The sequence below is a fragment of the Tomitella cavernea genome, from assembly GCF_016599145.1.
Classification (GTDB): domain Bacteria; phylum Actinomycetota; class Actinomycetes; order Mycobacteriales; family Mycobacteriaceae; genus Tomitella; species Tomitella cavernae.
In genome coordinates, this window is sequence record NZ_JAENKO010000021.1 from 1 (window position 1) to 26,709 (window position 26,709).

The window sequence follows — 26,709 nt, forward strand, 5'->3', positions numbered from 1 at the left end:
GGCCGGAGCGCTGCGCCGCCAGCAGCCGGGCGCGGAACGGCTCGCCGGCGGGGGTGGGCGCGCGCTCGGCAGGCATGCCCGGATCGTGGTCGGCATCAGCATCGGCATGGGGCCGGTGTTCCGCGGAACCGTTGTCGGCCGGTTCCGGCGCGCCGCCGCCCGGCCCGTCGTCATCAGGGCCGTCGTCATCAGGCCCGCCGCCCGGCCCGTCGTCATCAGGCCCGCCGCCGGCGGGCCGGTCCCCGTCGGGCCCGCCGCCCTCGGATCCGTCGCGGTCGGGCTCGTAGCCACCCGATCCGTCCGCGTCGCCCATGCCGTCCAGCAACTCGTCCAGGCTTTCGCGGTCCGCGCCAGGCTCGTCGAAGGGGGCGCGGCGCCGACGGTGCGGCAGCGTCAAGCGCGCCGCGGCGGCGATGTCGTCTCGGGTGACGTCGCTGCGGCCGCACCAGGCCGCGTGGGCGGCGGCGGCCTTGGCCGTCACCAGGTCCGCGCGCATCCCGTCCACGTCGAATGCGGCGCACACCTCGGCGATCGCCGTCAACGCCGCGTCGCTGAGCACCACCGACGCGACGCGCCCCCGGGCTTCGGCGATGCGCTGCGCCAGCGCCGACTCGGCGTCCGCCCACCGGGCCGCGAAACCGGCCGGGTCGGCGTCGAAGGCCAGGCGGCGGCGCACGATCTCGGCGCGCACTGCGGCATCGCGTGGCGCGGCGACATCCACCGCCAGACCGAACCGGTCCAGCAACTGCGGCCGCAGCTCGCCCTCCTCGGGGTTCATGGTGCCCACGAGCACGAACCGCGATGCGTGGCTGATCGAGACGCCGTCGCGCTCCACCGAGGTGCGGCCCATCGCGGCCGCGTCGAGCAACAGGTCCACCAGGTGGTCGTGCAGCAGGTTGACCTCGTCGACGTACAGCACTCCGCGGTGGGCGCGCGCGAGCAGGCCGGGCTCGTATTCGGCGCCTTCGCCGGAAAGCGCCTTGCCCAGGTGCAGCGCCCCGGTGACGCGGTCCTCGGCGGCGCCCACCGGAAGCTCCACCAGGCGTGCGGGGCCCGCCGTGGCCGGTGCGCCCGGGGCGTGCGGGCCGTCGGGGCAGTGCGGATCCGGGGCGTCCGGGGCGCAGGCGAACCGGCAGCCGTCGACGGTCAGGACCGGGGGCAGCAGCGACGCCTGGGCGCGCACCGCCGTCGACTTGGCCGTGCCCTTCTCGCCGCGCACCAGCACACCGCCGATCGCCGGGGAGACGGCGGTGAGCGTGAGCGCCAGCTGCAGATCGTCGGCGCCGACGAGGGCGCTGAACGGATAGACGTGCACTGTGGGACCTCCGCAGGCTTCCGCTGGGACGTGGTGTCGCGGCCGCGGCAGGGCGCTGCAGCCGGGCAGCCGCGCGAAGGCCGGTATTCGGACTTCCTGGTCGAGCGCCTCGGACCGCCTTCCCGGACCGGTGGTCCAGTGGCTGCACGGCGTGCGTGGTCGTCGGCTCCCAGGTCACCGCAGCGGGCCTGTGCCGGATTCCCACCGGCTTCCCGTTTACCCCCGCACGCCGTGATGGCCACGGGGCACCTCCGGGCGAGCTGCCATCGACGACCATAACCCCGCCGCGCCGTCGGCGCCCCACCGCGGTCTAGGGTTCTGCGCCATGGGTCCGGAAGCGAGGGTGCGCGTGACGGTCGTCGGCATCGGCGCGGGCGGCTGGGCGACGGCCGAACCCGCCGGACGCGGTGCCGTGCACGACGCCGACGTGCTGCTTGGTGGGCAGCGCCACCTGGCGATGGTGCCGGACGGCGCCGCGCCTGCCGCGATCCGCGAACCCTGGCCGTCGCCGCTGCTCGACGGGCTGGACGCGCTGCTCGAGCGGCACGACGGCAGGAACGTCGTTGCGCTCGCGTCGGGCGATCCGCTGGTGTCCGGCATCGGGTCCACCTTGGTGCGCCGGCTGGGGCCGAAGGCCTTGCGCGTCATCCCGGCGGTGTCGTCGGCGGCGCTGGCCCGCGCGCGGATGGGCTGGCCGGCCGACGATTGCGACGTCGTGACGCTGGTGGGCCGCGACACGGACCGCCTGCGCCGGTACCTGGCGCCCGGGCGGCGGCTGATCGTGCTCACCGGTGGTGTCGAGGGGCCGGCGACCGTGGCCCGGTTGCTGGCCGGCGAGGGGTTCGGCGCCTCCTCGATGACGCTGCTGGCGGAGCTGGGCGGGCAGGCGGAATCGCGGCGCGACGGGGCCGCGGACGGCATGCTCGGCGTCGAGGGCGCCGCGCTGGGGCTGGTATGCGTCGAATGCCGTGGCGGGCCGGGGCGTTCGCGCGTACCTGGGCTGCCCGACGACGCCTTCGAGAACGACGGGCAGCTGAGCCGCCGGCCGATCCGCGCCGCGGCGGTGAGTGCCCTCGCCCCGAGGCCCGGCGAACTGCTGTGGGACGTGGGCGCCGGGGCCGGCTCGGTGGGCATCGAGTGGGCGCGCGGAGCCCCCGGGTGCCGGGTCCTCGCGATCGAGCGCGATGCGGGCAGGGCGGAGACGGTCCGCCGCAACGCCGCGCGGCTGGGAGTGCCGGATCTTGTCACCGTCGTGGAGGGTGCTGCGCCGGACGCGCTCGGCGGGCTGGAGCGGCCCGACGCGGTGTTCGTCGGCGGGGGCGGCAGCAGGCCCGGCGTTCTCGACAAGTGCTGGTCGGCGCTGCCGGCGGGCGGGCGGCTGGTCGCGCACGCGGTGACCCTCGAGACGCAGGCGGTGCTGGCCGAGTGGCACCGCGTGCACGGCGGCGAACTGCTCCGGTACGCGGTGGACGCGGCCGGCCCCATCGGATCGTTCACCGGGTGGGAGCCGATGCGCCCGGTGGTGCAATGGTGCGGCGTGAAAACAACGGCGTCGGAATCGAAACAGGAAACGTCAGAAGGGGCCCCGGAATGACAGTGCACTTCGTGGGGGCGGGCCCCGGCGCCGCCGACCTGCTCACCGTGCGGGCCGCGGAGCAGCTGCGCACCGCGGCCGTCGTGCTCTACGCGGGCACCTACCTCGACGATGAGGTGCTCGCGCACTGCCGCGACGGCGCTGAGCTGGTCGACACCCAGGGCCTGGACCTGGACGCGATCATCGGCCGGCTCGTCGACGCACACCGGCGGGGGCTCGACGCGGTACGGATGTGCTCGGGCGACCCGTCGGTGTACTCGGCCCTCACTGAACAGACCCGGCGGCTCGACGCGGCGGGGGTGCCCTGGGACATCACCCCGGGGGTCCCCGCCTACGCCGCGGCCGCCGCCGCCCTCGGTACCGAACTCACGGTGCCCGGCGAGGTGCAGACGGTGGTGCTCACCCGCACCCGTGCGCGGTCCACCCCCATGCCGGAGACGGAATCCCTGCAGCGTGTGGCGGGCCTGCGGGCATCGCTGGTGCTGCACCTGGCCATCACGCGGGTGCGGGAACTCGCCGCCGAGCTCGCCGCCGAATACGGCGCCGATTGCCCGGCCGTGGTGGTCGCCCACGCCTCGCGGCCGGGCCAGGTGGTGCTGCGCGGGACGCTCGCGACCATCGCCGGCATGGTGGAAGCCGAGGGGCTGCGACGCACCGCCGTCATCATGGTCGGCCGGGCGATGGACCGGGGCGCGGCGGTCGCCTGCGGGCTGGACTCGCACCTCTACGACCCGCGGCGGGCGCGGGGCTGAACCGGTCCCGCGCCAGGCGTTAGGCTCCGGAGCATGGCACGACCCACCCGCTGGTTCAGCGAGACCTCCGACGGCCACTCGCAGTGGTACATCGAACGCTTCCGCATCATGGCGGCCCAGGGCGCCGACCTCGCCGGCGAGGCGCGCCTGATCGACGCCATGGTGCCCCGCGGCGCCCGCGTCCTCGACGCCGGCTGCGGCCCGGGCCGCCTCGGCGGCGAGCTCCACTCGCGCGGCCACCAGGTGGTGGGGGTGGACGTTGACCCGGCGCTCATCGCGGCGGCCGAACACGACCACCCGGGGCCCACGTGGCTCGTCGGCGACCTGTCCGAACTGGACCTGCCCGCGCGCGGCGTCACCGGCGAGTTCGACGCTGCCGTCATGGCGGGCAACGTCATCTGCTTCGTCGCTCCCGGGTCGGAGTCGGACGTGCTGGCGGCGGTGGGCCGGCACCTGAAGCCCGAAGGCGTGCTCGTCGTCGGCTTCGGCCTGGGCCGTACGCTCACGGTGGAGGAGTTCGACGGGCACGTGGCGGCGGCGGGGCTACGCGTGCGGCAGCGGTTCGGCACCTGGGACCTGCAGCCGTGGACGCCGGCCTCGGACTTCGTAGTCAGCGTGCTGCACCGCGGCGAGGCCTGACTTCCCGCACGATAGGTCCGACTTCACAAGACCGTGGCGCGCGGACTCCCGGTACGGTCGGGCAGATGCGCACACAGTGGCGGGCACGGGCGGCCCGGATGCTTCGCGGCGGCCCGTCGGGGCGGGTCCTCTACCTGGTCTCGCCCGCCGGGCACCCCAACTACGGGGACGAGTTCATCGCGCGCACGTGGCTCGAGCACCTGGCGCGGGTGCGCCCCGACGACGAGGTCGTGCTCGACTGCCACACCCCCGGCCAGGCGGCGCTGCTGCTGCGCGGCGCCCACCCGCGTGTGACCTACGTGGACACGCTGTGGCGGATGATCGCGCTGGCCGCCGAGAACGAGCGCCCGGGGCCGGTGTGGGAATGGTGCGCGCACGCAGTGGTCACCCTCGGCGCCGAGCCGCGCATCGACGAAGGCGTGGCCCTGCTGCACCGGGCCGACTCGCTGCACCTGCTCGGCGGCGGGTACCTCAACGCGGTGTGGCCGCACCACACGGCGCTCGTGACGGCTCTCGCGGCGCTGGCGCGGCGGTTCGGGATCCGGGCCCACGCCTCGGGGCAGGGGCTGATGCCCACGGCGGGCGGGGACGCGGAGGAGGCACTGTGCACCGCGGCCCGGGCGTTCACGGTGTTCGACTTGCGTGACCGCGAATCGTTCGAGGCGCTGGCCGGCGTGCCGGGGGCATCGCGTACCGGCGACGATGCATGGTTGGGGGCGGACCGAGCGTTGGGGGCGGACCGAGCGTTGGGGGCGGACCGAGCGTTGGGGGCGGGGCCGGACACCGGTGTGGTGCTGTGTTTGCAGTCCGACCTGACCGAGCACTTCGCCTGCGACGGGCGTTCGGGGGTGGACGCGGTGGCCCATTGGGTGCGGCGGGTGCTCGACTCCTGGGAGGTCTCCGGCGCGGAGGTCACCGTGATCGAAGGCATCCCCGGCAAGGATCGTCTGGTGTACGAGCGGCTGGGGGAGCGTCTGGCCGGTGCGCGGTTCGTGCCGTTCCGAGACCTGTGGCACCACGGGGTCCCGGCGGGGCCGGGGCAGACGTGGCTGAGCACGCGCTTCCACCTGCATCTGGTGGCGGCAGCGGCCGGCGCCGCGGGCGTGGCGGTCGCGACCGAACCCGGGTACTACGAGGTCAAACACCGCTCGTTACTGGACGCCGGCTCCCGCTGGACGCTGGTGACGGACGGCGCCACCATCCCGGCCCGGCCGGCCGCCGGCGGATTCACCGCCGAGCGCCGCCGGGCCGCGGTGGCGGGGAAGACGGCGCTGGCGGACCGGCTCTACCCACCGCGGTAGGCGGGTGGTGACGCGAACTCAACGTTCTGATGCTGGTGGATGGTGGAAAACCACCGCCCGGGGGCCACAGAATCCGGATCTTGCGTCACACACGCGGGCAGTCACCTGCATCCACCGACCGTGCCGTCCACACCCGGCCCCCGGGCGTCACCGTGGTGGCCGACGAGCCCACGATGAGCAGGCACCGCATGTCGATCGCGGCCGGATCGAGCTCGCCGAGCGTCGTGACCTCCAGCGATTCCCCGGCACGGCCCACAGAGCGGCCCACCACCACGGGGGTGTCGGCGCCGCGCTCGTCGACGAGCACCGTGCGGGCGCGCGCGATCTGCCCGGTGCGCGAGCGGGACGCCGGGTTGTAGATCGCCAGCGCCATGTCGGCGGCGCTCACAGCACGCAGCCGGCGCTCGATGACCTCCCAGGGTTTGAGCCGGTCGGAGAGGCTCATCACCGCGAAGTCGCCGCCCATCGGTGCGCCGGCGCGCGCGGCCACGGCCTGGAAGGCGGACACGCCGGGGAGTACGCGGACGGGGACGGTGCGGTAGGCGGGGTCGGCGGCGGCCTCGAACACCGCGGACGCCATGCCGAACACGCCGGCGTCCCCGCCGGAGACCACCGCGACCGGTTCGCCCGCCAGCGCCAGGTCGAGGGCCAGGCGCGACCGGTCGAGTTCGACGGTGTTGCCGCTGGCGTGCCGCTGCTGGCCGGGGCGCACCGGGACGCGGTCGACGTACGGCCCGTATCCGACGACGTGCCGCACCGAGGCGAGGGCGCCGGCGGCCTCGGGGGTCAGCCACTCGTCACCGGCGGGCCCCAGGCCGATGACGAGCAGTTCGGCGGGCCCGGCGGCCTGGACCTCACGGGCCTGGAGGGAGCCTGCGACGCCGGAAGTCAACGCCCCCTTGCCCCCGGCCCCGCGCACGTCGTCGCCGCCGGCGAGGACCACGGAGAAGTACGGCACCCGCTCAGGGTCCACCTCCCGCACGGGCGCGATGCGCTGCTCGCCCGTCGACGCCCGCTCCACGTACACCGCACCGTCGAGCCGTCCGGCCTGTTCGAGTGCGGAGCGCACCGCGGGGAACGTACGCCCCAGCTTCATGATCGCGGCGCCTTGGGTGTCGGCCAACCGCCTGGCCAGCTCGGGCGCGGGCAGGGTGCCGGGCAGGACCGTGAGCACGTCGTCACGGCGCACCAGCGGCTGCGCGGCCGCGGCGGAGGCGGCGGACACACTGGTCACGCCCGGGACCACATCGGCGGTGAACCGGCCCGCCAGCCTGTCATGCAGGTACATGTAGGAGCCGTAGAACATCGGATCGCCCTCGCAGAGCACGGCAACCGTGCGGCCGGCCACCAGATGCCGGGCGAGCCTGTCGGCCGCGGCGTCGTAGAACTCGGCGATCGCCGCCTCGTACCCGCCGGGGTGTGCGGCGGTGCCGGTGGTCACCGGGTAGACCAACTTCTCTTCCAGCGCGCCGGCGGGCACCAGGTCGCCGGCGATGGCGCGAGCGATGGACCGGCCGTGTGTGCCGGAGTAGTAGGCGACCACGTCCGCGCCGGTGATGATCCGGGCTGCTTTGCGGGTGATGAGTTCGGGGTCGCCGGGGCCCACTCCCACCCCGAAGAGGAGGCCTGCGTTGCCGGGGCGGCTCATTCTTCCTCCTGCGCGAGTGCGTTGATCGCGGACGCGGCCATCGCGGAGCCGCCGCGCCGGCCGTGCACCGTCAGGTAGGGGACCCCGGCGTGGTGGCCGGCGAGGGCCCGCTTGGACTCGGCCGCGCCGATGAAGCCGACGGGGATGCCGACGATCGCGGCGGGCGGCGGGGCGCCGTCGTCGAGCAGCTCGAGCAGGTGGAACAGGGCGGTGGGGGCGTTGCCGACGGCGACGACGGCGCCACCGAGCCGGTCCGCCCACAGCGACACGGCGGCGGCGGAACGCGTGGTGCCCCACTCGGCCGCGAGCGCGGGCACCCGCTCGTCGCGCAGTGTGCACACGACGTCGTTCCCGGCGGGCAGGCGCTTGCGGGTGATGCCGGAGGCCACCATGTGCGCGTCGCACAGGATCGGCGCGCCGTTCTGTAGCGCTCCCCGCGCGGCGGCGGCGAGTGCGGGCGCGATGTCGAGGTCGCGCGTCAGGTCGGTCTGTCCGGCGGCGTGCACCATACGCACCGCCACCTTTTCGGCGTCGGCGGGGATGCGGCGCAGGTCCGTCTCCGCGCGGATGGTGGCGAACGAACGCGTGTAGATTCCGGCGCCGTCGGCGACGTAGTCGTATCTGCGGGTGGGACGCCGGATCCCGTGGGGCTGGGTCACCTTTTGCTGCCTAACTCGAGGAGTGTGTGGGGGCTGTGCGGTGCGCCGCATGCGCGGGAGCAGCCGACGACGTGGACGTGGCCGGGAGGGCCGGGACCACTAGCCGCGGCGCGGGCGGCCGCGTGGGTGTCGCCGGCGGACTTGGCGCAGCCCGGAGCGCCGATGCACGCGGTGATCCGGGTCCACGGGGAATCGTTCGTGGTCACCAGGCCGGTGCCGGCGAGCCGGGCGAGCGCGCCGCGCGGCGGGGCCGGTTGCGGCACGACGACGACTCCGCGCCATGGCGTGATGATGAGCGTTCCGTCCGTGCCGGCCGCCGCGGCGAGCGCGTCGCCGTGCTCCGGGGTGAGCACACCCATCGGTGCCAGTACTGACAGCGCCCCGCCGGGAAGCGCGCCGTACACCATCGTGGGCGCGGGTGTGTCCGGCAGTGTTGCCGTGACCGGCCCGTCGAGGAGTTCCCCCCCGCGGAGGGGCAGTTCGCGTGCCCGCCAGTGCCCGTCGGCGGCGGCGGCGAATCTCCGTGCGAGTGCGACGAGTGCGCCGGGCGCCGCGTGCAACGGCACGGCGGGGCCCGCCAGGTCGCCGACGATGATGCGCGCGCACCCGGGCGCTTCGGCGAGCGCGAGAACGTCGCAGCCCATCTTCGCGACGTCGCCGCGGCCGTCGTCGATGCCGAACAGGAAGCGCCCCGGCAGATCGGCCAGTTCGGGGGCGGCGCACAGCGCGCGGTCGAGTGCACCCGCGAGTCCGCGCACGTCCGCACGGCCGCCGGCGATCCCGGACAGGGGCGAGCAGACGATGTTCCGCACCCGCTCGTGGCTCGGCGAGGGCAGGAATCCCGCAGTTCGCAGAACCTCGAACAGCCGACCGGGCAGGTGGCTGTCCATCCCGGTCGGCAGGGACCTCAACTGCGCATTAGCACGCGAAGTGAGGTGAATCCGCCCGTCGCCGAATTCGTCCGATACGCTTCGCAACGCTGCGAACATCGCGGAGGTGAGGACGCCTCCGGGCACGCGGAGCCGCACCAGTGCGCCGTCGTCGGCGTGGTGCGGGCGCAGTAGTCCGGGGCAGCGATCGGCTGCGCAGGACCGGGGAGGGGGAGGGGGCACCGGCACATAGTGGCACAGGCCTGCAGGCGCTCGGACGGCGTGGTTTACGCTCATTGCAGCCATGGTGAACGGGAAGCCGGTGTGAATCCGGCGCGGCCCTCGCCACTGTCATCGGGGAGTTCCGCGGACTCCCCCGTCGGCCGGGTGCCTGCCCGCGTCGGCGGGGACCACTGGGCGCGCAGCGCCTGGGAAGGTCGTGCGCGGGGCGTCGATCCGTAAGCCAGGAGACCGACCGTGGCCTGATTGTGTCCACGAGGGTTTTGGAGAATCGACATGTCCTGGCGGCTGCCATGACGCGGATCGCGCTGCTGTCCACGTCCGATACCGATTTGCTGTCCGCGCGCGCCTCCGGCGCCGGTTTCGCATTGGGAAACCCCGCGCGCACCGACGTTTCCGGCGTCGGGCCCGGCTCCCTCGACAGGTTGCTCGACGGTGCCGCGCTGGTGGTGGTGCGCATCCTCGGCTCGGCCCGGTCCTGGCAGGACGGGCTCGACGCGGTGCGGGCGCGGGGCGTCCCGGTGGTGGTGCTCGGCGGCGAGCAGGCGCCGGACGCGGAGCTGATGGCGCACTCGACCGTGCCCGTCGGCACGGCGGCCGAGGCGCACCGGTATCTGGCCTATGGCGGGCCGGAGAACCTCGCCCAGCTGCACGCCTTTCTCACCGACACGGTGCTGCTGACCGGCGAGGGGTTCGCGCCGCCGCGGGAGCTGCCCGAGTGGGGACTGGGTGAGTGGCAGTCTCCCGGCGCCGGGGTGCCAGGGGACCGCCCGCGGGTCGGGATCCTGTACTACCGGGCCCACCACGTCAGCGGCAACCGGCGGTTCGTGACCGACCTGGCCGAGGCCGTCGCGGAGCAGGGCGCCGAGCCGGTGCCCGTGTTCTGCTCGTCGCTGCGCACCCCGCCCTCCGACCTGCTCGAGGCGCTGTCCACGCTGGACGCGCTGGTGGTCACGGTGCTGGCGGCGGGTGGCACGCGCCCCGCGCACGCGCAGGCCGGCGGCGACGACGAGGCGTGGGATGTCGGCGCACTCGCGGCCCTGGACATCCCGATCCTGCAGGGGCTGTGCCTGACGTGGGACCGCGAGACCTGGGCCGGGTCCGGCGAGGGCGTCTCGCCGATGGACGCGGCCTCGCAGATCGCGGTGCCGGAGTTCGACGGCCGCATCATCACCACCGCCTTCTCGTTCAAGGAGTTCGACGACGACGGCCTGCCCCGGTACGTCACCGACCCGGAGCGGTGCCGGCGGGTCGCGGGGATCGCGGCCGCCCATGCCCGGCTGCGGCACGTGCCGGTGGGCGAGCGGCGGATCGCGCTGATGCTCTCGGCCTACCCGACGAAGCACTCGCGGGTGGGCAACGCCGTCGGCATGGACACCCCGGTGTCCGCGGTGCGGCTGCTGCGCGCGCTGGCGGCGGCCGGGTACGACCTGGGCGAGGAATCCGAGCGCCCGTGGCTCACACTGGACGGCCCCGGCAGCGCCGACGGCCCGGACGGCGACGATGCGGCCGCCGGCAACCGGCTCATCCACGCGCTCATCGACGCCGGCGGCCAGGACGAGGACTGGCTCACCGCCGCGCAACTGGCAGGCAACCCGGTGCGCGTGTCGGCGCGGCAGTACCGCGAGTGGACGGCCGAACTTCCGGGAGAGCTCACCGGCGCGATGCGCGCGGCGTGGGGCGAGGCGCCGGGCGCGCTGTTCGTCGACGAGTCCGGTGACGCCGCGGGCGGCGGCGACATCGTGCTGGCCACCCTGCGTGCCGGCAACGTGGTGTTGATGATCCAGCCGCCGCGCGGGTTCGGCGAGAACCCGGTGGCGATCTACCACGACCCGGACCTGCCGCCCAGCCACCATTACCTGGCGGCGTACAAGTGGGTCGAGCGCGGGTTCGGCGCGCACGCGGTGGTGCACCTGGGCAAGCACGGCTCCCTCGAGTGGCTGCCCGGCAAGAACGCGGCGCCGTCCGCCGCATGCGCCACCGACGCGGCGCTGGCGGACCTGCCGATGATCTACCCGTTCCTGGTGAACGATCCGGGCGAGGGCGCACAGGCGAAGCGCCGCGCGCACGCCACCATCGTCGATCACCTCATCCCCCCGATGGCGCGCGCCGAATCCTACGGCGACATCGCCCGCCTGGAGCAGTTGCTGGACGAGCACCAGAACATCTCGGCGATGGACCCGGGCAAGCTGCCGGCGATCCGCCAGGAGATCTGGACGCTGCTGCGCGCGGCGAAGATGGACCAGGACCTGGGCATCGACGAGGAGCTCGAGGGCGAGGCGTTCGACGACATGTTGCTGCACGTCGACGGCTGGCTGTGCGAGATCAAGGACGCGCAGATCCGCGACGGTCTGCACGTGCTCGGTCAGGCGCCGGATCCGCGCCAGCGGGTGGACCTGGTCCTGTCGATGCTGCGCGCCGCGCAGGTGTGGGGCGGCACGTCGCACGCGCTGCCGGGGCTGCGCGCCTCTCTTGGGCTGGTCGAGGGTGCCGACCTGGCCGCCGTCGACGCCGCGGAGACCCGGGCCCGCGCGCTGGTGCAGGCGATGGAGGACGCCGGCTGGGATCCGTCGGCGGCACCGGAAATAGTTGCGGACAAGGAGGTCGCCGGCGCGCCGGGCGCCGACGCGGCGGAGGTCGCGCGGGTGCTGGAGTTCGCGGCGGAGCAGATCGTGCCGCGGCTGGCCCGGACCACCGACGAGATCGGCGCGGTGCTCCGCGCCCTCGCCGGCGGCTATGTCCCGGCGGGGCCGTCGGGTTCGCCGCTGCGTGGGCTCGTCAACGTGCTGCCGACGGGGCGCAACTTCTACACCGTCGATCCCAAGGCGATCCCGTCGCGGCTGTCGTGGGAAACCGGGCAGGCGATGGCCGAGTCGCTGGTGCAGAGGTACCTGGCGGAGACCGGCGGCTATCCTGCCTCGGTCGGACTGTCCGCCTGGGGCACCTCGGCCATGCGCACCGCCGGCGACGACATCGCCGAGGTGCTCGCGCTGCTGGGAGTGCGGCCCCGCTGGGACGCGGAGTCCCGGCGGATAATGGGCCTGGACGTGGTGGGTCTCGGCGAACTGGGCCGCCCGCGTATCGACGTCACGGTGCGCATCTCAGGGTTCTTCCGGGACGCGTTCCCCCACGTGATCGACCTGCTCGACGACGCGTTCGCGCTCGTCGCGGCGTTGGACGAGTCGGACGAGGACAACTATGTTCGCGCCCACGTGCGGGCGGACGCCGCAGCGCACGGCGACGAGCGCCGCGCACGCACCCGCATCTTCGGATCCAAGCCGGGGGCATACGGGGCGGGGATCCTCCAGCTGATCGAGTCGGGCAACTGGCGCGACGATCGCGACCTCGCCGAGGTGTACACCGCGTGGGGCGGATTCGCCTACGGCCGCGGTCTGCACGGCGAGCCGGCGGCCGAGGACATGCGCACCAACTACGCGCGGATCGCGGTGGCGGCCAAGAACACCGACACCCGCGAGCACGACATCGCCGACTCGGACGACTACTTCCAGTACCACGGCGGCATGATCGCGACGGTCCGCGCGCTGACGGGCAGCGCACCTCGCTCCTACATCGGCGATTCGACCAGTCCCGACGCTGTGCGCACGCGTTCGCTCGGCGAGGAGACCGCGCGTGTGTTCCGGGCCAGGGTGGTCAACCCGCGGTGGATGGCGGCGATGCGCCGGCACGGCTACAAGGGGGCCTTCGAGATGGCGGCCACCGTCGACTACCTCTTCGGCTACGACGCCACCGCGTCCGTGGTGCATGACTGGATGTACGAGTCGCTGGCGCAGAACTACGCGTTGGACGAGGTGAACCAGGACTTTCTGCGCGAGGCGAACCCGTGGGCGCTGCAGGGCATCATCGAGCGGCTCACCGAGGCCGCCGACCGCGGACTGTGGGCCGAGCCGGACCCGGACACGCTCGACGCGATGCGTCGGGCGTACCTGGAGGTCGAAGGGGACCTGGAGGACCGGGGGTGACCGGCCACGCACACGGCCGGCGCCGCGCCCTGGTCGTGGGCATCGGGGCGGGCGGGCTCGATCAGGTGACGGTCGAGGCGGTCCGTGCCCTGAACGCGGCGGACGTCTTCCTGGTGACGGACAAGGACGGCAGCGGTGGCGCCGCGGGAGCCGGAGATCTGGTGCGCCTGCGTGAGGCGGTCATCGCACGGCATCGCACGGACCCGGAACGCCGGATTGTGCGGGTGGCGGATCCGCCGCGGAACCGTGCGCCGCGCGACGACGCCGAATACGCGGCGGCGGTGCGGGACTGGCACGCCGCGCGCGCACGCGCCTGGGCGGACGCCCTGACTGAGGCGCTGCCGGACGGAGGGACCGCGGTGGTGCCGGTGTGGGGCGATCCGGCGCTGTACGACTCGGCGGTGCGCGTGCTCGAGCAGGCACGCGGCCTCGGCGCAGATCTGGAGTACGAGGTGATCCCGGGGGTCAGCAGTCTGACCCTGCTGGCCGCGCGGCACCGACTGGTGCTCAACAGGATCGGCGGCGCCGTGCTCGTCACCACGGGCCGTCGGCTGGCGGCCGACGCGGCGGGCGGCACGGACGACCTGGCGGTCATGCTCGACGGCGGACTCGCCTGTGCGGACCTGCCCGGTGAGTGGGAGATCCACTGGGGCGCCAACCTGGGCACGGACGACGAGGAGCTGGTGGCGGGGCCGCTGGCGGAGGTGCTTCCCGCGATCCGTGCTGCCCGCACCCGCGCGAAGGCCGCCCGCGGTTGGGTGATGGACGTCTACCTCCTGCGCCGCATTTAGCCGGGCCTACCTGCGGTGCTGCCCGGCCGACGACAGGACCTGGATGTGCAGTCGCAGGACGGTCTGATCGCCGACGCCGCAGCGGCCGACATCGCCGCCGCGGGTGCGGTCTCCACCGAGGTGGCGATGCATTTCAAGATACTCGTTGCGTTTCCTATCGCGTCCGCATACTCTCAATAAGGTACGAATCAGTATCCTATTGAGGAACGGGGTGCAGTAATGGCCACCCGTACTGTGCCGGCGCCGCCGGCCTCCGATGAGCGCTTGTCGCCGTCGACCCGCAAGACGCTGTCCGTGCTGGTGTTCGGCGGTGCCGCGGCGATACTCGACTCCACGGTGGTCACGATCGCGCTGGACCGGCTGACCTCGGCGCTGGGGGCGTCGACCGGCACGATCCAGTGGGTGGTGACCGCGTATCTGCTGGCGCTGGCGGTTGCGGTGCCGCTGACCGGCTGGGCGCAGGCCCGCCTGGGCGGGAAGCGGGCCTGGATCACCGCGCTGCTGGTGTTCGTCGTGGCCTCGGCGGCGTGCGCTGCGTCGTGGAACGTAGGCAGCCTGATCGCCTTCCGCGCCTTCCAAGGGTTCGGTGCCGGGCTGATCATGCCGCTGATGCAGACGCTGGCCATGCAGTCGGTGGGCAATGCGGGCGGCAGGATCATGGGCAAGGCGGTGGCGACGGTGACCGTGCCGCTCGCGGTCGGGCCGATCCTGGGCCCCGTGCTCGGCGGAATCATCCTCAGTGGGCTGAGCTGGCGATGGATCTTCCTGATCAACGTGCCGGTGGTCGCAGTCGGGGTGGTCCTGGCGTGGCGGATGCTCGCACCGGACCGGCCGGTGCGAGCGCACCCGGCGGACAAGCTGGATCTCCTCGGGCTGTGCCTGCTGGGGCCCGGCCTGGCCGGCCTGCTGCTGGGACTGTCCCACCTCGCTTCGGGCGCGCAGTTCGTGCGCATCGACACATCGTTGCCGCTGTTCGGCTCACTCGCATTGCTCGCCGCGTTCGCATGGTGGTCGATCCGGCGCCGTGGGGGCGCGCTGGTGGACGTCACCCTGCTGGCCCGCCGCTCCCTGTCGATCGCCTCGATCGTGTTGTTCGCAGCGGGGGCGGTGCTCTACGCGGGGATGGTGCTCCTGCCGTTGTACTGGCAGCAGTTGCGCGGGGCGACGGTCCTGGAGACCGCGTTCCTGCTGATCCCCATGGGCGTCGGTGCGCTGTTCGCCCGCGTCATCGCCGCACGGTTGGCCGCGCGCATCGGGCCACGGTGGGTGACGGTCGGCGCGTTCCTGGTGACGGCGGCGGGGACGGTGCCGTTCGCCTTCGCCGGCGCGCACACCGGCCAGTGGTGGCTCGGCGTGGTGCTGTTCGTCCGCGGGCTCGGGGTGGGCGCGGTGGTCATGGCCCCGATCATGGCCGCCTACGCGGACGTCCCGCACGAGCAGATGCCGCACGCCACGATGCTCACCCGCATCACGCAGCAGGTCGGGGCATCGTTCGGGGCCGCCCTCATCGCCGTGCTCCTGCAGTCCCGCTCGGATCTCGGGGCCGAGGCGGCGTTCCACTACGTATTCTGGTGGACGACCGCCCTCACCGTCCTGGCGCTGATCCCCGCGTTGGCATTCCGCCGTGCAACGCTCGCACCAGCAGGGGAACCCGATCGCGCCGACGGGCGATAACCGTGGTGACGGGCATCTGCGACAGTGAAGGGGAGACGATGGGCGGCAGCGGTCCGTCGAGGCGGCGCGGAGCCGAGCTCGAGCGCGCGATCCTCGACGCGGCGTGGGACCAGCTCGTGGCCGAAGGCTACGGCAGGTTCACCATCGAGGCGGTCGCGGCGCGGGCACGCACCAGCAAGCCGGTGCTCTACAGGCGGTGGCGGACCCGCGAGGAGCTCTTCCGCGCGACGATCCGGCACCGCGGCGCGGCGCACGTGCAGCCGGTGCCGGACACCGGCGGCGTCCGCGGGGATCTGCTCGCCGTGCTGCGCGGCGCGAACTCCGGCCGCAGCAATGTCACCGCTCTACTGTCGGTGCTGGTGACCAGTAATTTCGAGGACATCGGGATGTCGCCTTCCGAGCTCCGGGCGGAGCTGATCGGAGACCGGGCGACGTCGGTGGACCTCATCCTGGACCGGGCGCGGAAGCGCGGGGAGGTCGACGCCGCGAAGCTGACGCCGCGCATCGCCGACCTGCCCTTCGCGCTGCTCCGCCACGAGTTCTTCATGACGTTCCGGCCGGTGCCCGAGGAGGTGCTCACGGAGATCGTCGACGAGATCTTCCTGCCCCTGGTCGTGCCGGACGAGGCTCAGTAGATCCGGCGCACGATGTGGATCGGCGGTTCGTCGGCGAGCGGGGTGAGGCCGATGGGCACGCCGTAGTCGTAGGCGTTCCACACCTGACCGAAGCCCGCGTAGATGCCGATGTGCGAGTTGTCCTCGCGGAAGATGATGAGGTCGCCCGGCTGGATGTTGTTCAGCGGCACGTTGACGCCGTCGTAGATCTGGTCGTAGGTGGTGCGGCCGATGTCGATGCCCAGCTGCCGGTAGGCCCACCACACCAGGCCGGAGCAGTCGTAGCTGTTGGGCCCCTCGGCGCCCCACGCGTAGGGCTTGCCCACCTGCGTCATGGCGGCGCCCAGTGCGACGAGCCCGCGGGGGCTGGGGATGGGCAGCGCGCCCGCACCCGCGCCGATGCTGCCGGAGCCGGCCGATCCGAGCGATCCCAGCGACCCGGTGCTGCCGGAGGAGCCCGCGCTTCCGGACCCGAGGCTCTCCGATCCGAGGCTGGACGAGGGCGCGGCGAGGGCCGTGGTGGCCGGGGTGACGACGGCGACGGCCGTCACCGCCGCGCCGATGGCGGCACGGCGCAGGGCGGGGACGACGACGGGCCTGCGGGGTGCACGGTGGCGGGGCGTGCGTCGACGGAGGGGCCCCGGCGTCTCGCGGGACGCAGGGTTGGTTCGGGACACAGGGTTGGTTCGGGACACAGAGGTGCTCCCATCTGTGGCGAGGCCGTGCTGACTCGGCCGGCCTGGACGATTCCGGAAGGTGAGCAGTGCGTGCCGTCCCCGACTACGGCGGCGGCCGGCGCACACGCGGCGCCGGTCACGGTCACGAACCTATAACACGTTGGACCGTCGCGCAGGGGGAATCCGGAAATCGTGACTGGAGGCTTCGAGCCCGGAGCGGACCGCCGATTGACATATGCACAACCATGCATATGATGAGCGGTATGGGAGACACGCACGAGCACAGCGGCCACGCGCACGGCATCACCGCGGACGCGGACCGGCGGTACCTGTGGATCGCGCTGCTGCTGATCCTGGGGCTGATGGCCGGCGAGGTGGTCGTCGGGTTCCTCACCGGATCGCTGGCGCTGCTCGCGGACGCGGGGCACATGGTCTCCGACGCCGCGGCCATCGCCCTATCGCTCGGCGCGATGGCGCTCGCGGCCCGCCCCGCCTGGGGCTCCTACACTTTCGGTCTCAAGCGCGTCGAGATCGTCTCCGCCCTCATCAACGGGGTCACACTGCTGCTGCTCGCGGTCTTCTTCACGGTGATGTCGGTGCTGCGGCTGATCGACCCGCCGGAGGTCGAGGGCGGGGCCGTGGTGATCGTCGCGCTCATCGGCATCGTCGTGAACCTGCTGGCCACGTGGTCGCTGAGCAAGGCCAACCGGCAGAGCCTCAACGTCGAGGGCTCGTTCCAGCACATCCTCACCGACCTCTACGCGTTCATCGGCACGGCGGTGGCCGGGACGGTGATCTACTTCACCGGTTGGGTACAGGCCGACGCGCTGGCCTCGCTGTTCGTCGCCGCGCTCATGCTCAAGGCCGGGTACGGGCTGCTGCGCGACGGCGGACGGGTGGTGCTCGAGGCCGCCCCGCGCGGCGTCGACCCGGACGAGATCGGCCGGCGCATGGCCGCGCATCCCGACATCGACGAGGTGCACGACCTGCATGTGTGGGAGGTGACCTCGGGGTTCCCGTCGCTGTCTGCGCACGTGATCGTCGCCGACATCGCCCCGTGCCACGCGGTGCGCGCGGAGCTCGAGCGGCTCCTGCACGACGACTTCGGCATCACGCACACCACGCTGCAGGTCGATCACGCGGCATCGCGCGACGACCACGCCGGCCACCACGGCACCGACTGCCCCGAACCGGTGAGCGGGGCGGACACGCGCTGACCAAGCGAAAACTTCCACTCCAGCCGCCAGGATGTGCAGTAAACGCTTGGTGGGCGGGCGTCCGGCAAAGCGACGTCGTCAGCCTGGCAGGCCCTCGTCGAGCGTGACGGGGGCCTGGCGGACGGCGCCGGCTGCGTCGACCCACTCCAGCACCACCTCCTCGCCCGGCCGGTGGCGGTCGATCGCCGAGGTCAGGTCGTCGGCCACGGCGACGCGTTCGCCGTCGAGCGCGGTGATGACGTCGCCCGCGCGAAGGGGAGTCGACGACGCGGCGCTGCCCGGCACGATCTCCACGACCACCGCGCCGCGCGGGGGATCGGCGGTGCGGCTGCGCACGCGCACCCCGAGCTGTGCGGTGGGACCCACGTGCACAGTGCCGTGTTGCGCGGTGCCGCCGGGGCCCGCGGCCACCGCGCCCAGGACCACGCGCGCGACGCCCAGCGCGTCGCCGATCGGCACCGCATAACCGCGGCCGCCCGCCGCCTCGGCCTGGGCCGACTCCGACTTCGCGGTGTTGATGCCCACCACGCGCCCGCTCATGTCCACCAGCGGGCCGCCCGAGTCGCCGGGATTGATGTCGGCGGCGATCTGGATGACGCCGTCCAGGCTCTCGGTGGTGCCGTTGCTGTCGGTGGCGCGGATCGACTGGTCGAACGCGGTGACGGTGCCCGGAGAGGTGATGAGCGAGCCGGTGCCGCCGGCGTTGCCGAGCGCGATGACGGGCTGTCCCAGGTGCAGAGCGCCGGCGTCGCCGAGTGCGGCGGCGGGCAGGCCTGAGGCGGCCGCACCGTCGGAGCCGGTCAGCTGGAGGATCGCGACGTCGCGCGTGCGGTCGTATCCGAGGACCTCGGCGTCGAAATCGGCGCCGGTGGACGGGACGGTGACGGAGATCGAGCGGGAACCGGACACGACGTGGTTGTTGGTGAGCACCACGCCGTCGGCGGTGAGGATGATCCCGGTGCCCGCCCCGCGCGTGCGCAGCCCGGCCACGGCGTCGGGGATGTCGGTCCACACGGTGACCGTGGTGGGGATGACGGCGGCGGCGACCTGGTCCACCGTCGGGGCCGGGGGAAGAGCCGGCGCGGGGCCGCCGAGCGCAATCGACGCGCCCAGAGGCGATCCCGCGTCACCGAGGACCGTGGTAGTGGGGGAAGCGGGTGCGGTGGCCGTGGGCGACTGCGCGGACTGCCGCACGGTGTCCCACTGCTCGAGGCCGAAGCCCACGGCACCGCCCACGACGACCGCCGTGATGATCGCCGCCGCCACCATGCGCAGTGTCCCGTGGCGGCGCGGCCCGCGCGTCGGGCTCATGCCGCCAACACTACGGTGGTCCTCCGACGGGCACGCCGGGAATCGTCACGCCCAGAACCGGAACAGCATGTATCCGATGGCCGAGTACCCGCGGGGAACGCCGAAGATCTCGACGATCCGGTAGATGGCGTCGAAGAAGACCGTGTTGACCTGGCGGATCGTGAGCAGTGCGAACACGGCGATGATGCCGAACGGCGCGAATTGCGCGAACGACCGGCGAGTCGACGGCGACAGGTGCGGCTCCACAAGCGCGTAGCCGTCGAGGCCGGGGATGGGCAGCAGGTTCAGCACGGCCGCCATCGCCTGCAGGAAGCCCAGGAACGCGAGGCCGTAGACCATGCCGCGGGTCGCGCCGCCGGGGGCGCCCGCGTCGGTGCCCGCCAGGAAGTGCACGGACACCAGCAGCACGATCGCCAGCAGGGCGTTGGTCAGCGGTCCGGCCAGGGATATGCGGCGCCGCACGGCGGGCGACAGGTGCCCCGTCTGCAGGTACACCGCGCCGCCCGGCAGCCCGATGCCGCCGAGCGCGATGAACAGCACCGGCAGTAGCAGCGAGAGCACGGGATGCGTGTAGCGCAGCGGGTTCAGCGTGAGATAGCCGCGGGCGGCCGCGTCCACGTCGCCGTGCCGGTACGCGGTGTAGGCGTGCGCGAACTCGTGCAGGCACAGCGAGACCACCCAGCCGCCGACGACCATGAAGAACACGGCCACGCGCATGGCGGTGAGGTTGCCCTCCAGATTCCACGCCGCGACGCCGGCCGCCGCGGTGGCCGCGGCGATGGCGAGGAACAGCGGGCTGGGGCGGACGCCCGGGCCGTGCAGGGATCTGGACCGGACGTGCACTCAGCGCACCGACAGCCAGTCGACGTTGTGACGGTAGAACGTGGAGCGCTTGAGCCGCTTCGGCTCGGGCATGCCGTCGCGCGTCACCGCGATGGCCTCGCCGCCCGTCTGTGCGGCCCGGCCCTCGATCCATTTGCGGCGCATCCGGCCCAGCCGGGCGGCGCGCAGGCCCGGCGCGTGCCCTGTCGGTTGGATTTCGATGCCGGCGGCCTCGCCGGTGAACAGCGGGCGGTGGTCCACGTAGGTCTCGCCGGTGAGCCGTCCGCCGTCCGGGCCGGTGAGCTGCGCGCAGCCCACGAGGACCACGCCGAGGTCGTCGCGGATCAGGGGGGTGCTGTGGGCGGCGCCCTCCATCGCCGCGCGGCCGGCCTTGGCCCCTTTCTCCAGGCTGTAGACGCGGGTGGCGTCGGTGCGGGTGGCGGGGACGAAGGCCACCTCCACGTCGAGGCGTTCGGACCGCAGCAGATGGGTGAGCACCGCAGCGAGGGCGGCGTCCTGCCCGGCGACGATGACGCGCTCCGGCATCTCGGTGCGCGGGAGGTGCTCGGCCAGCTCCTCGCGTGCGGGCACCTCCGACACGGTCACGGCACCCTCGGCGGGCAGCGTGACCGGGATCGGGGCGTCTCCGCATCGCAACAGCACGTAACTCATCGTATCGGCAGTGCGGGCGGCGGACGTCGGCAGCCGTACCGGCCGAAGGCGATCGCGGCCGGGCGCGGCCGCCCGCCACGCCCGGCGGTGCTGGAAGGGGCGGCCGCAGGACGCTGGGATAAAGTGAAGCACCGGCTGTGTTCGGGGACCTGCACGTTGGATCATGGCGCCGCACGTCGGCGCCCGATCGGGTCCCCGGCATCCGCAAACCGAACACCCCGGTCCCGGCCGCAACGCCCGGGACCGAACGTAGTAGGAGACACGATGCCGGCGATCGTTCTGATCGGTGCCCAATGGGGCGACGAGGGCAAGGGCAAGGCCACCGACCTGCTCGGCGGGCGGGTCCAGTGGGTGGTGCGATACCAGGGCGGCAACAACGCCGGGCACACCGTCGTCCTCCCCAACGGGGACAACTTCGCCCTGCACCTGATCCCGTCGGGCATCCTCACCCCGGGCGTCGGCAACGTCATCGGCAACGGCGTCGTGGTGGACCCGGCGGTGCTGCTCGACGAGCTGGCGGGCCTGGAGGACCGCGGCGTCGACACCTCGTCGCTGCTGCTCAGCGCCGACGCCCACCTGCTCATGCCGTACCACGTGGCCATAGACAAGGTCACCGAGCGGTTCCTGGGCAACAGGAAGATCGGCACCACCGGTCGCGGCATCGGGCCCTGCTATCAGGACAAGATCGCGCGCGTCGGTGTGCGCGCGGCCGACGTGCTGGACGAGAAGATCCTCACCCAGAAGGTCGAGGCGGCCCTGGAGCTGAAGAACCAGATCCTCGTCAAGGTGTACAACCGCCGCGCCCTCGACCCGCAGCAGGTGGTCGAAGACGTGCTCGAGCAGGCCGAGCGCTTCCGCCACCGCATCGCGGACACCCAGATGACCCTCGGCGCGGCTCTCGAACGCGGCGACAACGTGCTGCTCGAGGGCTCGCAGGGCACGCTGCTGGACGTCGACCACGGCACCTACCCGTACGTGACGTCGTCCAATCCGACGGCCGGCGGCGCCGCCGTGGGCTCGGGCATCGGGCCCACGCGGATCACCACGGTGCTCGGCATCCTCAAGGCCTACACCACGCGCGTGGGCTCCGGGCCGTTCCCCACCGAGCTGTTCGACGAGTGGGGCGAGTACCTGGCCAAGCACGGCGGCGAGGTGGGGGTGACCACCGGCCGCTCGCGCCGCTGCGGATGGTTCGACGCGGTCATCGCCCGGTACGCCACCCGCATCAACGGCATCACCGACTACTTCCTCACCAAGCTCGACGTGCTCTCGGGCCTCGAGACGGTGCCGATCTGCGTGGGCTACGAGATCGACGGCAAGCGCGTCGACGAGTGGCCGATGACGCAGACCGACATCCATCACGCGGTCCCCGTCTACGAAGAGCTGCCCGGATGGTTCGAGGACATCACGCACATCCGCTCGTTCGAGGAGCTCCCCGCCAACGCGCGCCGGTACGTCGAGCGCATCGAAGAGCTCGCCGGCGCGCCTGTCTCCTGCATCGGTGTGGGGCCCGGGCGCGACGAGACGATCGTCCGCCGCGACGTCATCCACTGAGGCGCGCGGCGGCAGGCCGGGCGGGCGGCGCTACCCGCCCTGGGGGTCCGCCAGCCTCAGCCGCTCGGCCAGCACGGGGCCCACGGTGTCCAGTGCGGCGTCCCGGATCATCTCGGGGTGCGTCAGGGGCAGATCGTGGCCCTCGATGCCGCCGGACAGGTGCGGTTTCCAGGCGTCGCGGTGCAGCCAGGACTCCGCGCGCGGGGCGGCCGCGGTGAAGAACAGCACGTCGCCCTTGAACACCCGGTGCTCGTGTTCCCGCATGAGCCGCGCGTTGTTGGTGACTATGTCGACCACCGCGGACAGCGTCTCCTCGCCGAGGCTGCCCAGCGCACTCCCGCCGCGGCGCAGCCGGTCCATGACGGCGGCCCGGCCGGACGTCCCGGCCGCTCCGTCGGCGTCGGCGTCGGGCTCCTCGTCCGGATCCTGGCCGGCCATGTGCAGCAGCGCACGGAGCGCCTCGTCCTCGGTGGGCGCCTCGAGCCCGCGCCACTGGTCGCTCGGGTAAGCGTCGAGCAGGGTCAGCGACGCGACGGTGCCGCCGGACTCCTGGATCTGCACCGCCATCTCCTGCGCGACCACCCCGCCGACGGACCAGCCCAGCAGGTGGTAGGGGCCCTCGTCGCCGGAGTCGCGGATCGCGTCCACGTACTCGGCGGCCATCGCCTCGATGCCGGCGGGCAGTGCGCTGCGCCCGTCGAGCCCCCGCGCCTGCACGGCGATCACCGGCCGCCCTGACGGAAGCCGGCGTGCGAGACCCGCGTAGCACCAGCCGAGCCCGCCCGCCGGGTGCACGCAGTACAGCGCCGGGTCCGCCTCTGCTGTGCCGGCATCGGATCCCGCGCCCGAACGCAACGGGAACAGCACGTCGAGCGAACGGTCCAGCGCCCCGGCGTCGAGTTCCGCGGCGAGTGAGCGGGCGTCGGGCGCGGCGAAGACGGTGCCGACGCCGACTTCGACGCCCAGCGCGTCGCGGATCCGGCGCACCAGGGCGACGGCTGCGAGTGAGTGCCCGCCGAGGTCGAAGAAATCCTCTGTGGGCGAGACGGACCCGAGCCCCAGCACGTCGGCCATGAGCTCGCACAGTGCCTGCTCGCGCGGCGAACACGGTGCCTCGGAGGCGGTGCGCATCGCGCGGCCGTCGGCCTCGGGAGCCGGCAGCGCGGACCGGTCGAGTTTTCCGTTGGCGGTCACCGGAAGCGCGGCGAGAGGCAAGATGTGCGCGGGCACCATCGCCGCGGGCAGCCGATCGGCGAGGCTGCGGCGGACGGCGGCCGGGTCGATCTCCGTTCCGGCCTCCGGCACCGCGTAGCCGACGAGCATCATCGGGCCGTCCCCGCCGGCCCGGGTCGCGACGACGGCGGCCTGCGCCACCGGGCCGAGCTCGCGCAGGGCCGCGGCGATCTCGGCTGGTTCGATGCGCACGCCGCGGATCTTCACCTGGTCGTCGTCGCGCCCCAGATACTCGAGCGCGCCGTCGTGCCGCCTGCGCGCCTGATCGCCCGTGCGGTACAGGCGTTCTCCCGCGCGACCGAACGGGTCGGGGATGAACCGCTGCCGGGTGAGGTCCGGCCGGTGCAGGTAGCCGTCCGCCAGCTGCACGCCCGCGAGGTACAAGTCGCCGGCCACGCCGGGCGGGGCGGGGCGCATGGCCGAATCCAGCACGTGCAGCCTCGTGTTCCACACGGGGTGCCCGATGGGGACCGTCGCCGATCCCGCGGCGTGCCGCCACCAGCTCACGTCCACCGCGGCCTCGGTGGGACCGTACAGGTTGAACACGGGCGCGCCCAACTGCGATTCCGCGGTGTCGGCCAGGCCCGCGTCGAGTGCCTCTCCGCTGCACACGATCCGGCGCAGCGGCGTCGTGCCGGGCCGGCGCTTCAGGGAGGGCTCGCCGCAGAACGCCTCGAGCATCGACGGCACGAAGTGGATCGTCGTGACGCCCTCGGTCGCGATGAGGTCCGCAAGGTAGGCCGGGTCGCGGTGCCCGCCGGGTTCGGCGAGGACGAGCACGGCCCCGGTCATCAGCGGCCAGAAGAACTCCCAGACCGACACGTCGAAGCCGGACGGGGTCTTCTGCAGCACGCGGTCGTCGGCGCCGAGGCCGAAGGCATGCTGCATCCAGGCGAGCCGGTTGACGATGGCCCGGTGGCCCACCACGACGCCCTTGGGCGCGCCGGTGGAGCCGGAGGTGTAGATGACGTAGGCGGGCCTGTCGAGCAGGTCCCCGGGGCGGGTGACGGGTTCAGCGGGCGCGGCGAGGGCGGCGGCGACGGCGGGGTCGTCGAGCCGGACGACGGGCGCGGCGGGCGTGTCGGGGAGCCGGGCCGCCTCGGCGCCGGTCGTGACCACGCATCCGGGCCGCGCGTGATCGAGGAGGTAGGCGATCCGGCCGTCGGGGTAGTCGGGGTCCACCGGCAGATAGGCGGCCCCGCACTTGAGCGTCGCCAGCAGCGCCACGACCAGCTCGAACGAGCGGGGGAGGGCGACGGCGACGATGTCGCAGGGCGGGCCGGCGGGCGTGTCCCCGCCGCCGATCCCGTGCTCGCGGCGCAGCAGGGCGGCGAGCCGGTCGGCGCGCGCGTCGAGCTCCGCGTAGGTGAGCGTCTCGCCGTGGAAGCGCAGTGCGGGCGCGCCGGGGGTGCGCCGCGCGGCGGCCTCGATGCGGTCGATCAGGGTGGCGGGGTCGACGTCGTGCCCGGTGTCGTTGCAGGCGTCGATCATCCGCAGCTCGGCGCGGGTGGCGACGTCGAGCGTCTGCACGGGCCCGGGGGCCGTGCCCGTGGCGGCGCGGGTGACGAGCTCGTGCAGCCGGGCGTGGTGCGCGGCCAACTCGTCGGGCCCGTAGAGGCGCGGGTTGGCGGACATATCGAAGCCCAGCGCGCCGCCGGGGGCGGCGGTGTGCACGGTCAGCTCGATGTCCTCGACCGGCCCGGCCGCCAGGTAGTGCACGGCCGCCGGTCGGCTGCCGAACCGGAGCGGATACCCGAACGGCTTGATGTTGATCTGGGGCCCGGAGAGCCGCCGGTTCCCGCCGACCAGGCCGAGGTCGCGGCGCAGGTCCTCGTGCCGGTAGTGCTGGTGCGCGCGGGCCGCGGCGATCCCGTCGTGCACGGAGCGGGCGAGCGCGGACAGGTCGTCGTCCTCGCCGATGGTGAGCGGCAGCGGCAGCACGTTGACCGTGGTGGTGGGGACCTTCGCGGCGGCGGAGCCGGTGCGGGCGAGGACGGGGAGCCCCAGCACGACGTCCGCGGACCCGGTGATGCGGCCGACGTAGGCGGCGGCCGCGGCGAGTGTCAGCTCGGGCCAAGCCACGCCGTGCGCTCGCGCCGTCGTGTCCAGGGCGCGCGCAGTCTCGCGGGGGAGCGTGCCGCCGTGGCGCAGCACGTCTCGGGCTGCGGGCTGTGCACGGTCGGCCAGGCTGCGCGCGCTTCCGCGGCCGGCGAGGCGGTCCGCCCAGAACACGCGGTCCGCAGCGAAGTCCGGCGATGCGCGGTAGTCCTGTTCCTCGGCGATGAGCGCGTCGAGGGGCGCGAAGGGGCTCGCGGTCTGTTCTTCTCCGCGTTCGTACGCCGTGAACACCCGCGCGGTGCGCCGGATCACCGAGGAGAAGCCGAACCCGTCGAGCACGATGTGGTGGGCGCGCAGGTAGAGCAGTACGTCGCAGCAGTTGCCGCCGTCGGCCGGGCCCAGCGTCAGGATCATGGCCGTGAACAGCCCGCCGCGTTCGAGGTCCGGCGTCTCCGCCGTCGCGTCGCGCATCACGCGTTGCGCGGCCGCCTCCGGGTCCGGCTCGCCGGACAGGTCGAGGATGCGGATCGGATCGTCGAACGCGGCCCCCAGTACCTGGCGGGGCTCGCCGTCCCCGGCGCCGCCCGGCCCGTGGGTGTCGAATCGTGCGGTGAGCGTGCCGGTCTCCGCGACGACGTGGCGCAGAGCACGCCGGAGCAGTTCCAGCGCGGCGGCGTCCATCGGTCCGCTGATGCGCACGTACTCGGCGCAGTGGAAGGCGGGGCTGCCCGGATCGCGCTGCTGAGCGAACCAGATCCCCGACTGCGCGCGGGTCAGCGGCAGGGTGCTCATGCGCCCCGGCGGTCGCCGCGGGACATCAGTGCCAGCCAGGCGTCCAGGGAGGGTTCCTCGATGAGTTCGACGAAGCCGACCTCCACGCCACGCTCGTTCCACCGGGTCACCAGCGTCATCATCCGCATCGAGTCGATGCCGAGCTCGAGCAGGTCGTCGTCGCCGGAGAGGCTGAGCACCTCCGGGTCTTCGAGGATTTCGCTGACGTCGCGTCGGAGGTCGTCCAGGGTCGCCGGCAGTGGGGTGGTCATGCGGATGCGCCGCCTTTCAGCATCGGAATCGGGTGGGGATGGTGGG

General features: G+C 73.3%; 20 protein-coding genes and 2 riboswitches. Of the genes, 10 read left to right on the forward strand and 10 right to left on the reverse strand.

All coding sequences use genetic code 11. The features are described 5' to 3' along the window. The coding region (locus tag JJ683_RS08920) for a magnesium chelatase ATPase subunit I (protein ID WP_200173271.1) at positions 1 to 1,315 on the reverse strand (1,315 nt) is incomplete at its 3' end. Positions 1,316 to 1,376: 61 nt separating this feature from the next. Beyond that, positions 1,377 to 1,583, reverse strand: a riboswitch (cobalamin riboswitch). Between the two features lie 57 nt (positions 1,584 to 1,640). Here JJ683_RS08920 and cbiE point away from each other — a divergent pair. The 4 genes from cbiE to JJ683_RS08940 all read left to right on the forward strand — a co-directional run bounded on the left by cbiE (position 1,641) and on the right by JJ683_RS08940 (position 5,601). Beyond that, positions 1,641 to 2,909, forward strand: a complete 1,269-nt coding sequence (gene cbiE, locus JJ683_RS08925; RefSeq protein WP_200173273.1) for a precorrin-6y C5,15-methyltransferase (decarboxylating) subunit CbiE — start codon at positions 1,641 to 1,643, stop codon at positions 2,907 to 2,909. Continuing rightward, entirely contained in the window at positions 2,906 to 3,661 is a 756-nt protein-coding gene (locus JJ683_RS08930) for a cobalt-precorrin-4/precorrin-4 C(11)-methyltransferase (protein ID WP_200173275.1), read from the forward strand. The genes cbiE and JJ683_RS08930 overlap by 4 nt, the downstream gene beginning before the upstream one ends. 33 nt (positions 3,662 to 3,694) lie before the next feature. Next, positions 3,695 to 4,300: a methyltransferase domain-containing protein gene (locus JJ683_RS08935; RefSeq protein WP_200173277.1), complete on the forward strand. Its 606-nt coding sequence runs from the start codon at positions 3,695 to 3,697 to the stop codon at positions 4,298 to 4,300. Between the two features lie 65 nt (positions 4,301 to 4,365). Continuing rightward, positions 4,366 to 5,601, forward strand: a complete 1,236-nt coding sequence (locus JJ683_RS08940; RefSeq protein WP_200173279.1) for a polysaccharide pyruvyl transferase family protein — start codon at positions 4,366 to 4,368, stop codon at positions 5,599 to 5,601. Between the two features lie 85 nt (positions 5,602 to 5,686). On the opposite strand, the gene JJ683_RS08945 is transcribed toward JJ683_RS08940, so the two are convergent. The 3 genes from JJ683_RS08945 to JJ683_RS08955 form a co-directional block, all read right to left on the reverse strand. Then, positions 5,687 to 7,249 carry a precorrin-2 C(20)-methyltransferase gene (locus JJ683_RS08945; protein ID WP_200173282.1) on the reverse strand — a complete coding sequence of 521 codons (1,563 nt, stop codon included), beginning with the start codon at positions 7,247 to 7,249 and terminating at the stop codon, positions 5,687 to 5,689. Beyond that, positions 7,246 to 7,908, reverse strand: a complete 663-nt coding sequence (locus JJ683_RS08950) for a precorrin-8X methylmutase (protein WP_307810789.1) — start codon at positions 7,906 to 7,908, stop codon at positions 7,246 to 7,248. Before JJ683_RS08950 ends, JJ683_RS08945 begins: the two co-directional genes overlap by 4 nt. Further along, a complete protein-coding gene (locus JJ683_RS08955; RefSeq protein ID WP_372435276.1) occupies positions 7,905 to 9,083 on the reverse strand; it encodes a ferredoxin-like domain-containing protein in 1,179 nt (392 codons plus the stop codon). The genes JJ683_RS08950 and JJ683_RS08955 overlap by 4 nt, the downstream gene beginning before the upstream one ends. Continuing rightward, positions 9,066 to 9,271, forward strand: a riboswitch (cobalamin riboswitch). (Overlaps the previous gene by 18 nt.) A 39-nt stretch (positions 9,272 to 9,310) precedes the next feature. Between JJ683_RS08955 and cobN the strand changes: the two genes are divergently transcribed. The 4 genes from cobN (at position 9,311) to JJ683_RS08975 (ending at position 16,097) form a co-directional block, all read left to right on the forward strand. Further along, on the forward strand, positions 9,311 to 12,997 hold the full coding sequence (gene cobN / locus JJ683_RS08960; RefSeq protein ID WP_200173288.1) for a cobaltochelatase subunit CobN: 3,687 nt from the start codon (positions 9,311 to 9,313) through the stop codon (positions 12,995 to 12,997). After that, a complete protein-coding gene (cobF, locus tag JJ683_RS08965) occupies positions 12,994 to 13,788 on the forward strand; it encodes a precorrin-6A synthase (deacetylating) (RefSeq protein ID WP_200173290.1) in 795 nt (264 codons plus the stop codon). The genes cobN and cobF overlap by 4 nt, the downstream gene beginning before the upstream one ends. A 219-nt stretch (positions 13,789 to 14,007) precedes the next feature. After that, on the forward strand, positions 14,008 to 15,462 hold the full coding sequence (locus JJ683_RS08970) for a DHA2 family efflux MFS transporter permease subunit (RefSeq protein WP_200173292.1): 1,455 nt from the start codon (positions 14,008 to 14,010) through the stop codon (positions 15,460 to 15,462). A gap of 5 nt (positions 15,463 to 15,467) precedes the next feature. Continuing rightward, positions 15,468 to 16,097: a TetR/AcrR family transcriptional regulator gene (locus JJ683_RS08975; RefSeq protein WP_307810790.1), complete on the forward strand. Its 630-nt coding sequence runs from the start codon at positions 15,468 to 15,470 to the stop codon at positions 16,095 to 16,097. Here the strand turns inward: JJ683_RS08975 and JJ683_RS08980 are convergent. Continuing rightward, on the reverse strand, positions 16,091 to 16,654 hold the full coding sequence (locus JJ683_RS08980; protein ID WP_207280101.1) for a C40 family peptidase: 564 nt from the start codon (positions 16,652 to 16,654) through the stop codon (positions 16,091 to 16,093). The genes JJ683_RS08975 and JJ683_RS08980 overlap by 7 nt on opposite strands. 353 nt (positions 16,655 to 17,007) lie before the next feature. On the opposite strand from JJ683_RS08980, the gene JJ683_RS08985 reads away from it, so the two are divergent. Next, positions 17,008 to 17,970 carry a cation diffusion facilitator family transporter gene (locus JJ683_RS08985; RefSeq protein WP_372435277.1) on the forward strand — a complete coding sequence of 321 codons (963 nt, stop codon included), beginning with the start codon at positions 17,008 to 17,010 and terminating at the stop codon, positions 17,968 to 17,970. Between the two features lie 78 nt (positions 17,971 to 18,048). Here JJ683_RS08985 and JJ683_RS08990 read toward each other — a convergent pair whose 3' ends face one another. The 3 genes from JJ683_RS08990 to JJ683_RS09000 are packed head-to-tail and all read right to left on the reverse strand — an operon-like array spanning position 18,049 to position 20,775. Continuing rightward, a complete protein-coding gene (locus JJ683_RS08990; RefSeq protein ID WP_200173296.1) occupies positions 18,049 to 19,281 on the reverse strand; it encodes a S1C family serine protease in 1,233 nt (410 codons plus the stop codon). Between the two features lie 45 nt (positions 19,282 to 19,326). Continuing rightward, positions 19,327 to 20,124, reverse strand: a complete 798-nt coding sequence (locus JJ683_RS08995; protein WP_307810792.1) for a site-2 protease family protein — start codon at positions 20,122 to 20,124, stop codon at positions 19,327 to 19,329. Continuing rightward, positions 20,125 to 20,775 carry a hypothetical protein gene (locus JJ683_RS09000; RefSeq protein ID WP_425584502.1) on the reverse strand — a complete coding sequence of 217 codons (651 nt, stop codon included), beginning with the start codon at positions 20,773 to 20,775 and terminating at the stop codon, positions 20,125 to 20,127. Between the two features lie 264 nt (positions 20,776 to 21,039). Here JJ683_RS09000 and JJ683_RS09005 point away from each other — a divergent pair, with 264 nt between their 5' ends. Continuing rightward, entirely contained in the window at positions 21,040 to 22,329 is a 1,290-nt protein-coding gene (locus JJ683_RS09005) for an adenylosuccinate synthase (protein ID WP_200173298.1), read from the forward strand. Positions 22,330 to 22,359: 30 nt separating this feature from the next. On the opposite strand, the gene JJ683_RS09010 is transcribed toward JJ683_RS09005, so the two are convergent. Then, complete coding sequence (locus JJ683_RS09010) at positions 22,360 to 26,412, reverse strand: non-ribosomal peptide synthetase (protein WP_200173300.1); 4,053 nt, start codon at positions 26,410 to 26,412, stop codon at positions 22,360 to 22,362. Continuing rightward, positions 26,409 to 26,663 carry a phosphopantetheine-binding protein gene (locus JJ683_RS09015; RefSeq protein WP_200173302.1) on the reverse strand — a complete coding sequence of 85 codons (255 nt, stop codon included), beginning with the start codon at positions 26,661 to 26,663 and terminating at the stop codon, positions 26,409 to 26,411. Before JJ683_RS09015 ends, JJ683_RS09010 begins: the two co-directional genes overlap by 4 nt. Positions 26,664 to 26,709 lie beyond the last annotated feature (46 nt).

What these genes read in the sequence shown, in the direction of transcription:
- cbiE (WP_200173273.1), top strand. Translation starts at nt 1,641, where the DNA reads ATGGGTCCGGAAGCGAGGGTGCGCGTGACGGTCGTCGGCATCGGCGCG.
- JJ683_RS08930 (WP_200173275.1), top strand. Translation starts at nt 2,906, where the DNA reads ATGACAGTGCACTTCGTGGGGGCGGGCCCCGGCGCCGCCGACCTGCTC.
- JJ683_RS08935 (WP_200173277.1), top strand. Translation starts at nt 3,695, where the DNA reads ATGGCACGACCCACCCGCTGGTTCAGCGAGACCTCCGACGGCCACTCG.
- JJ683_RS08940 (WP_200173279.1), top strand. Translation starts at nt 4,366, where the DNA reads ATGCGCACACAGTGGCGGGCACGGGCGGCCCGGATGCTTCGCGGCGGC.
- JJ683_RS08945 (WP_200173282.1), bottom strand. Translation starts at nt 7,249, where the DNA reads ATGAGCCGCCCCGGCAACGCAGGCCTCCTCTTCGGGGTGGGAGTGGGC.
- JJ683_RS08955 (WP_372435276.1), bottom strand. Translation starts at nt 9,083, where the DNA reads ATGGCTGCAATGAGCGTAAACCACGCCGTCCGAGCGCCTGCAGGCCTG.
- cobN (WP_200173288.1), top strand. Translation starts at nt 9,311, where the DNA reads ATGACGCGGATCGCGCTGCTGTCCACGTCCGATACCGATTTGCTGTCC.
- JJ683_RS08970 (WP_200173292.1), top strand. Translation starts at nt 14,008, where the DNA reads ATGGCCACCCGTACTGTGCCGGCGCCGCCGGCCTCCGATGAGCGCTTG.
- JJ683_RS08985 (WP_372435277.1), top strand. Translation starts at nt 17,008, where the DNA reads ATGAGCGGTATGGGAGACACGCACGAGCACAGCGGCCACGCGCACGGC.
- JJ683_RS08990 (WP_200173296.1), bottom strand. Translation starts at nt 19,281, where the DNA reads ATGAGCCCGACGCGCGGGCCGCGCCGCCACGGGACACTGCGCATGGTG.
- JJ683_RS09000 (WP_425584502.1), bottom strand. Translation starts at nt 20,775, where the DNA reads ATGAGTTACGTGCTGTTGCGATGCGGAGACGCCCCGATCCCGGTCACG.
- JJ683_RS09005 (WP_200173298.1), top strand. Translation starts at nt 21,040, where the DNA reads ATGCCGGCGATCGTTCTGATCGGTGCCCAATGGGGCGACGAGGGCAAG.
- JJ683_RS09010 (WP_200173300.1), bottom strand. Translation starts at nt 26,412, where the DNA reads ATGAGCACCCTGCCGCTGACCCGCGCGCAGTCGGGGATCTGGTTCGCT.
- JJ683_RS09015 (WP_200173302.1), bottom strand. Translation starts at nt 26,663, where the DNA reads ATGACCACCCCACTGCCGGCGACCCTGGACGACCTCCGACGCGACGTC.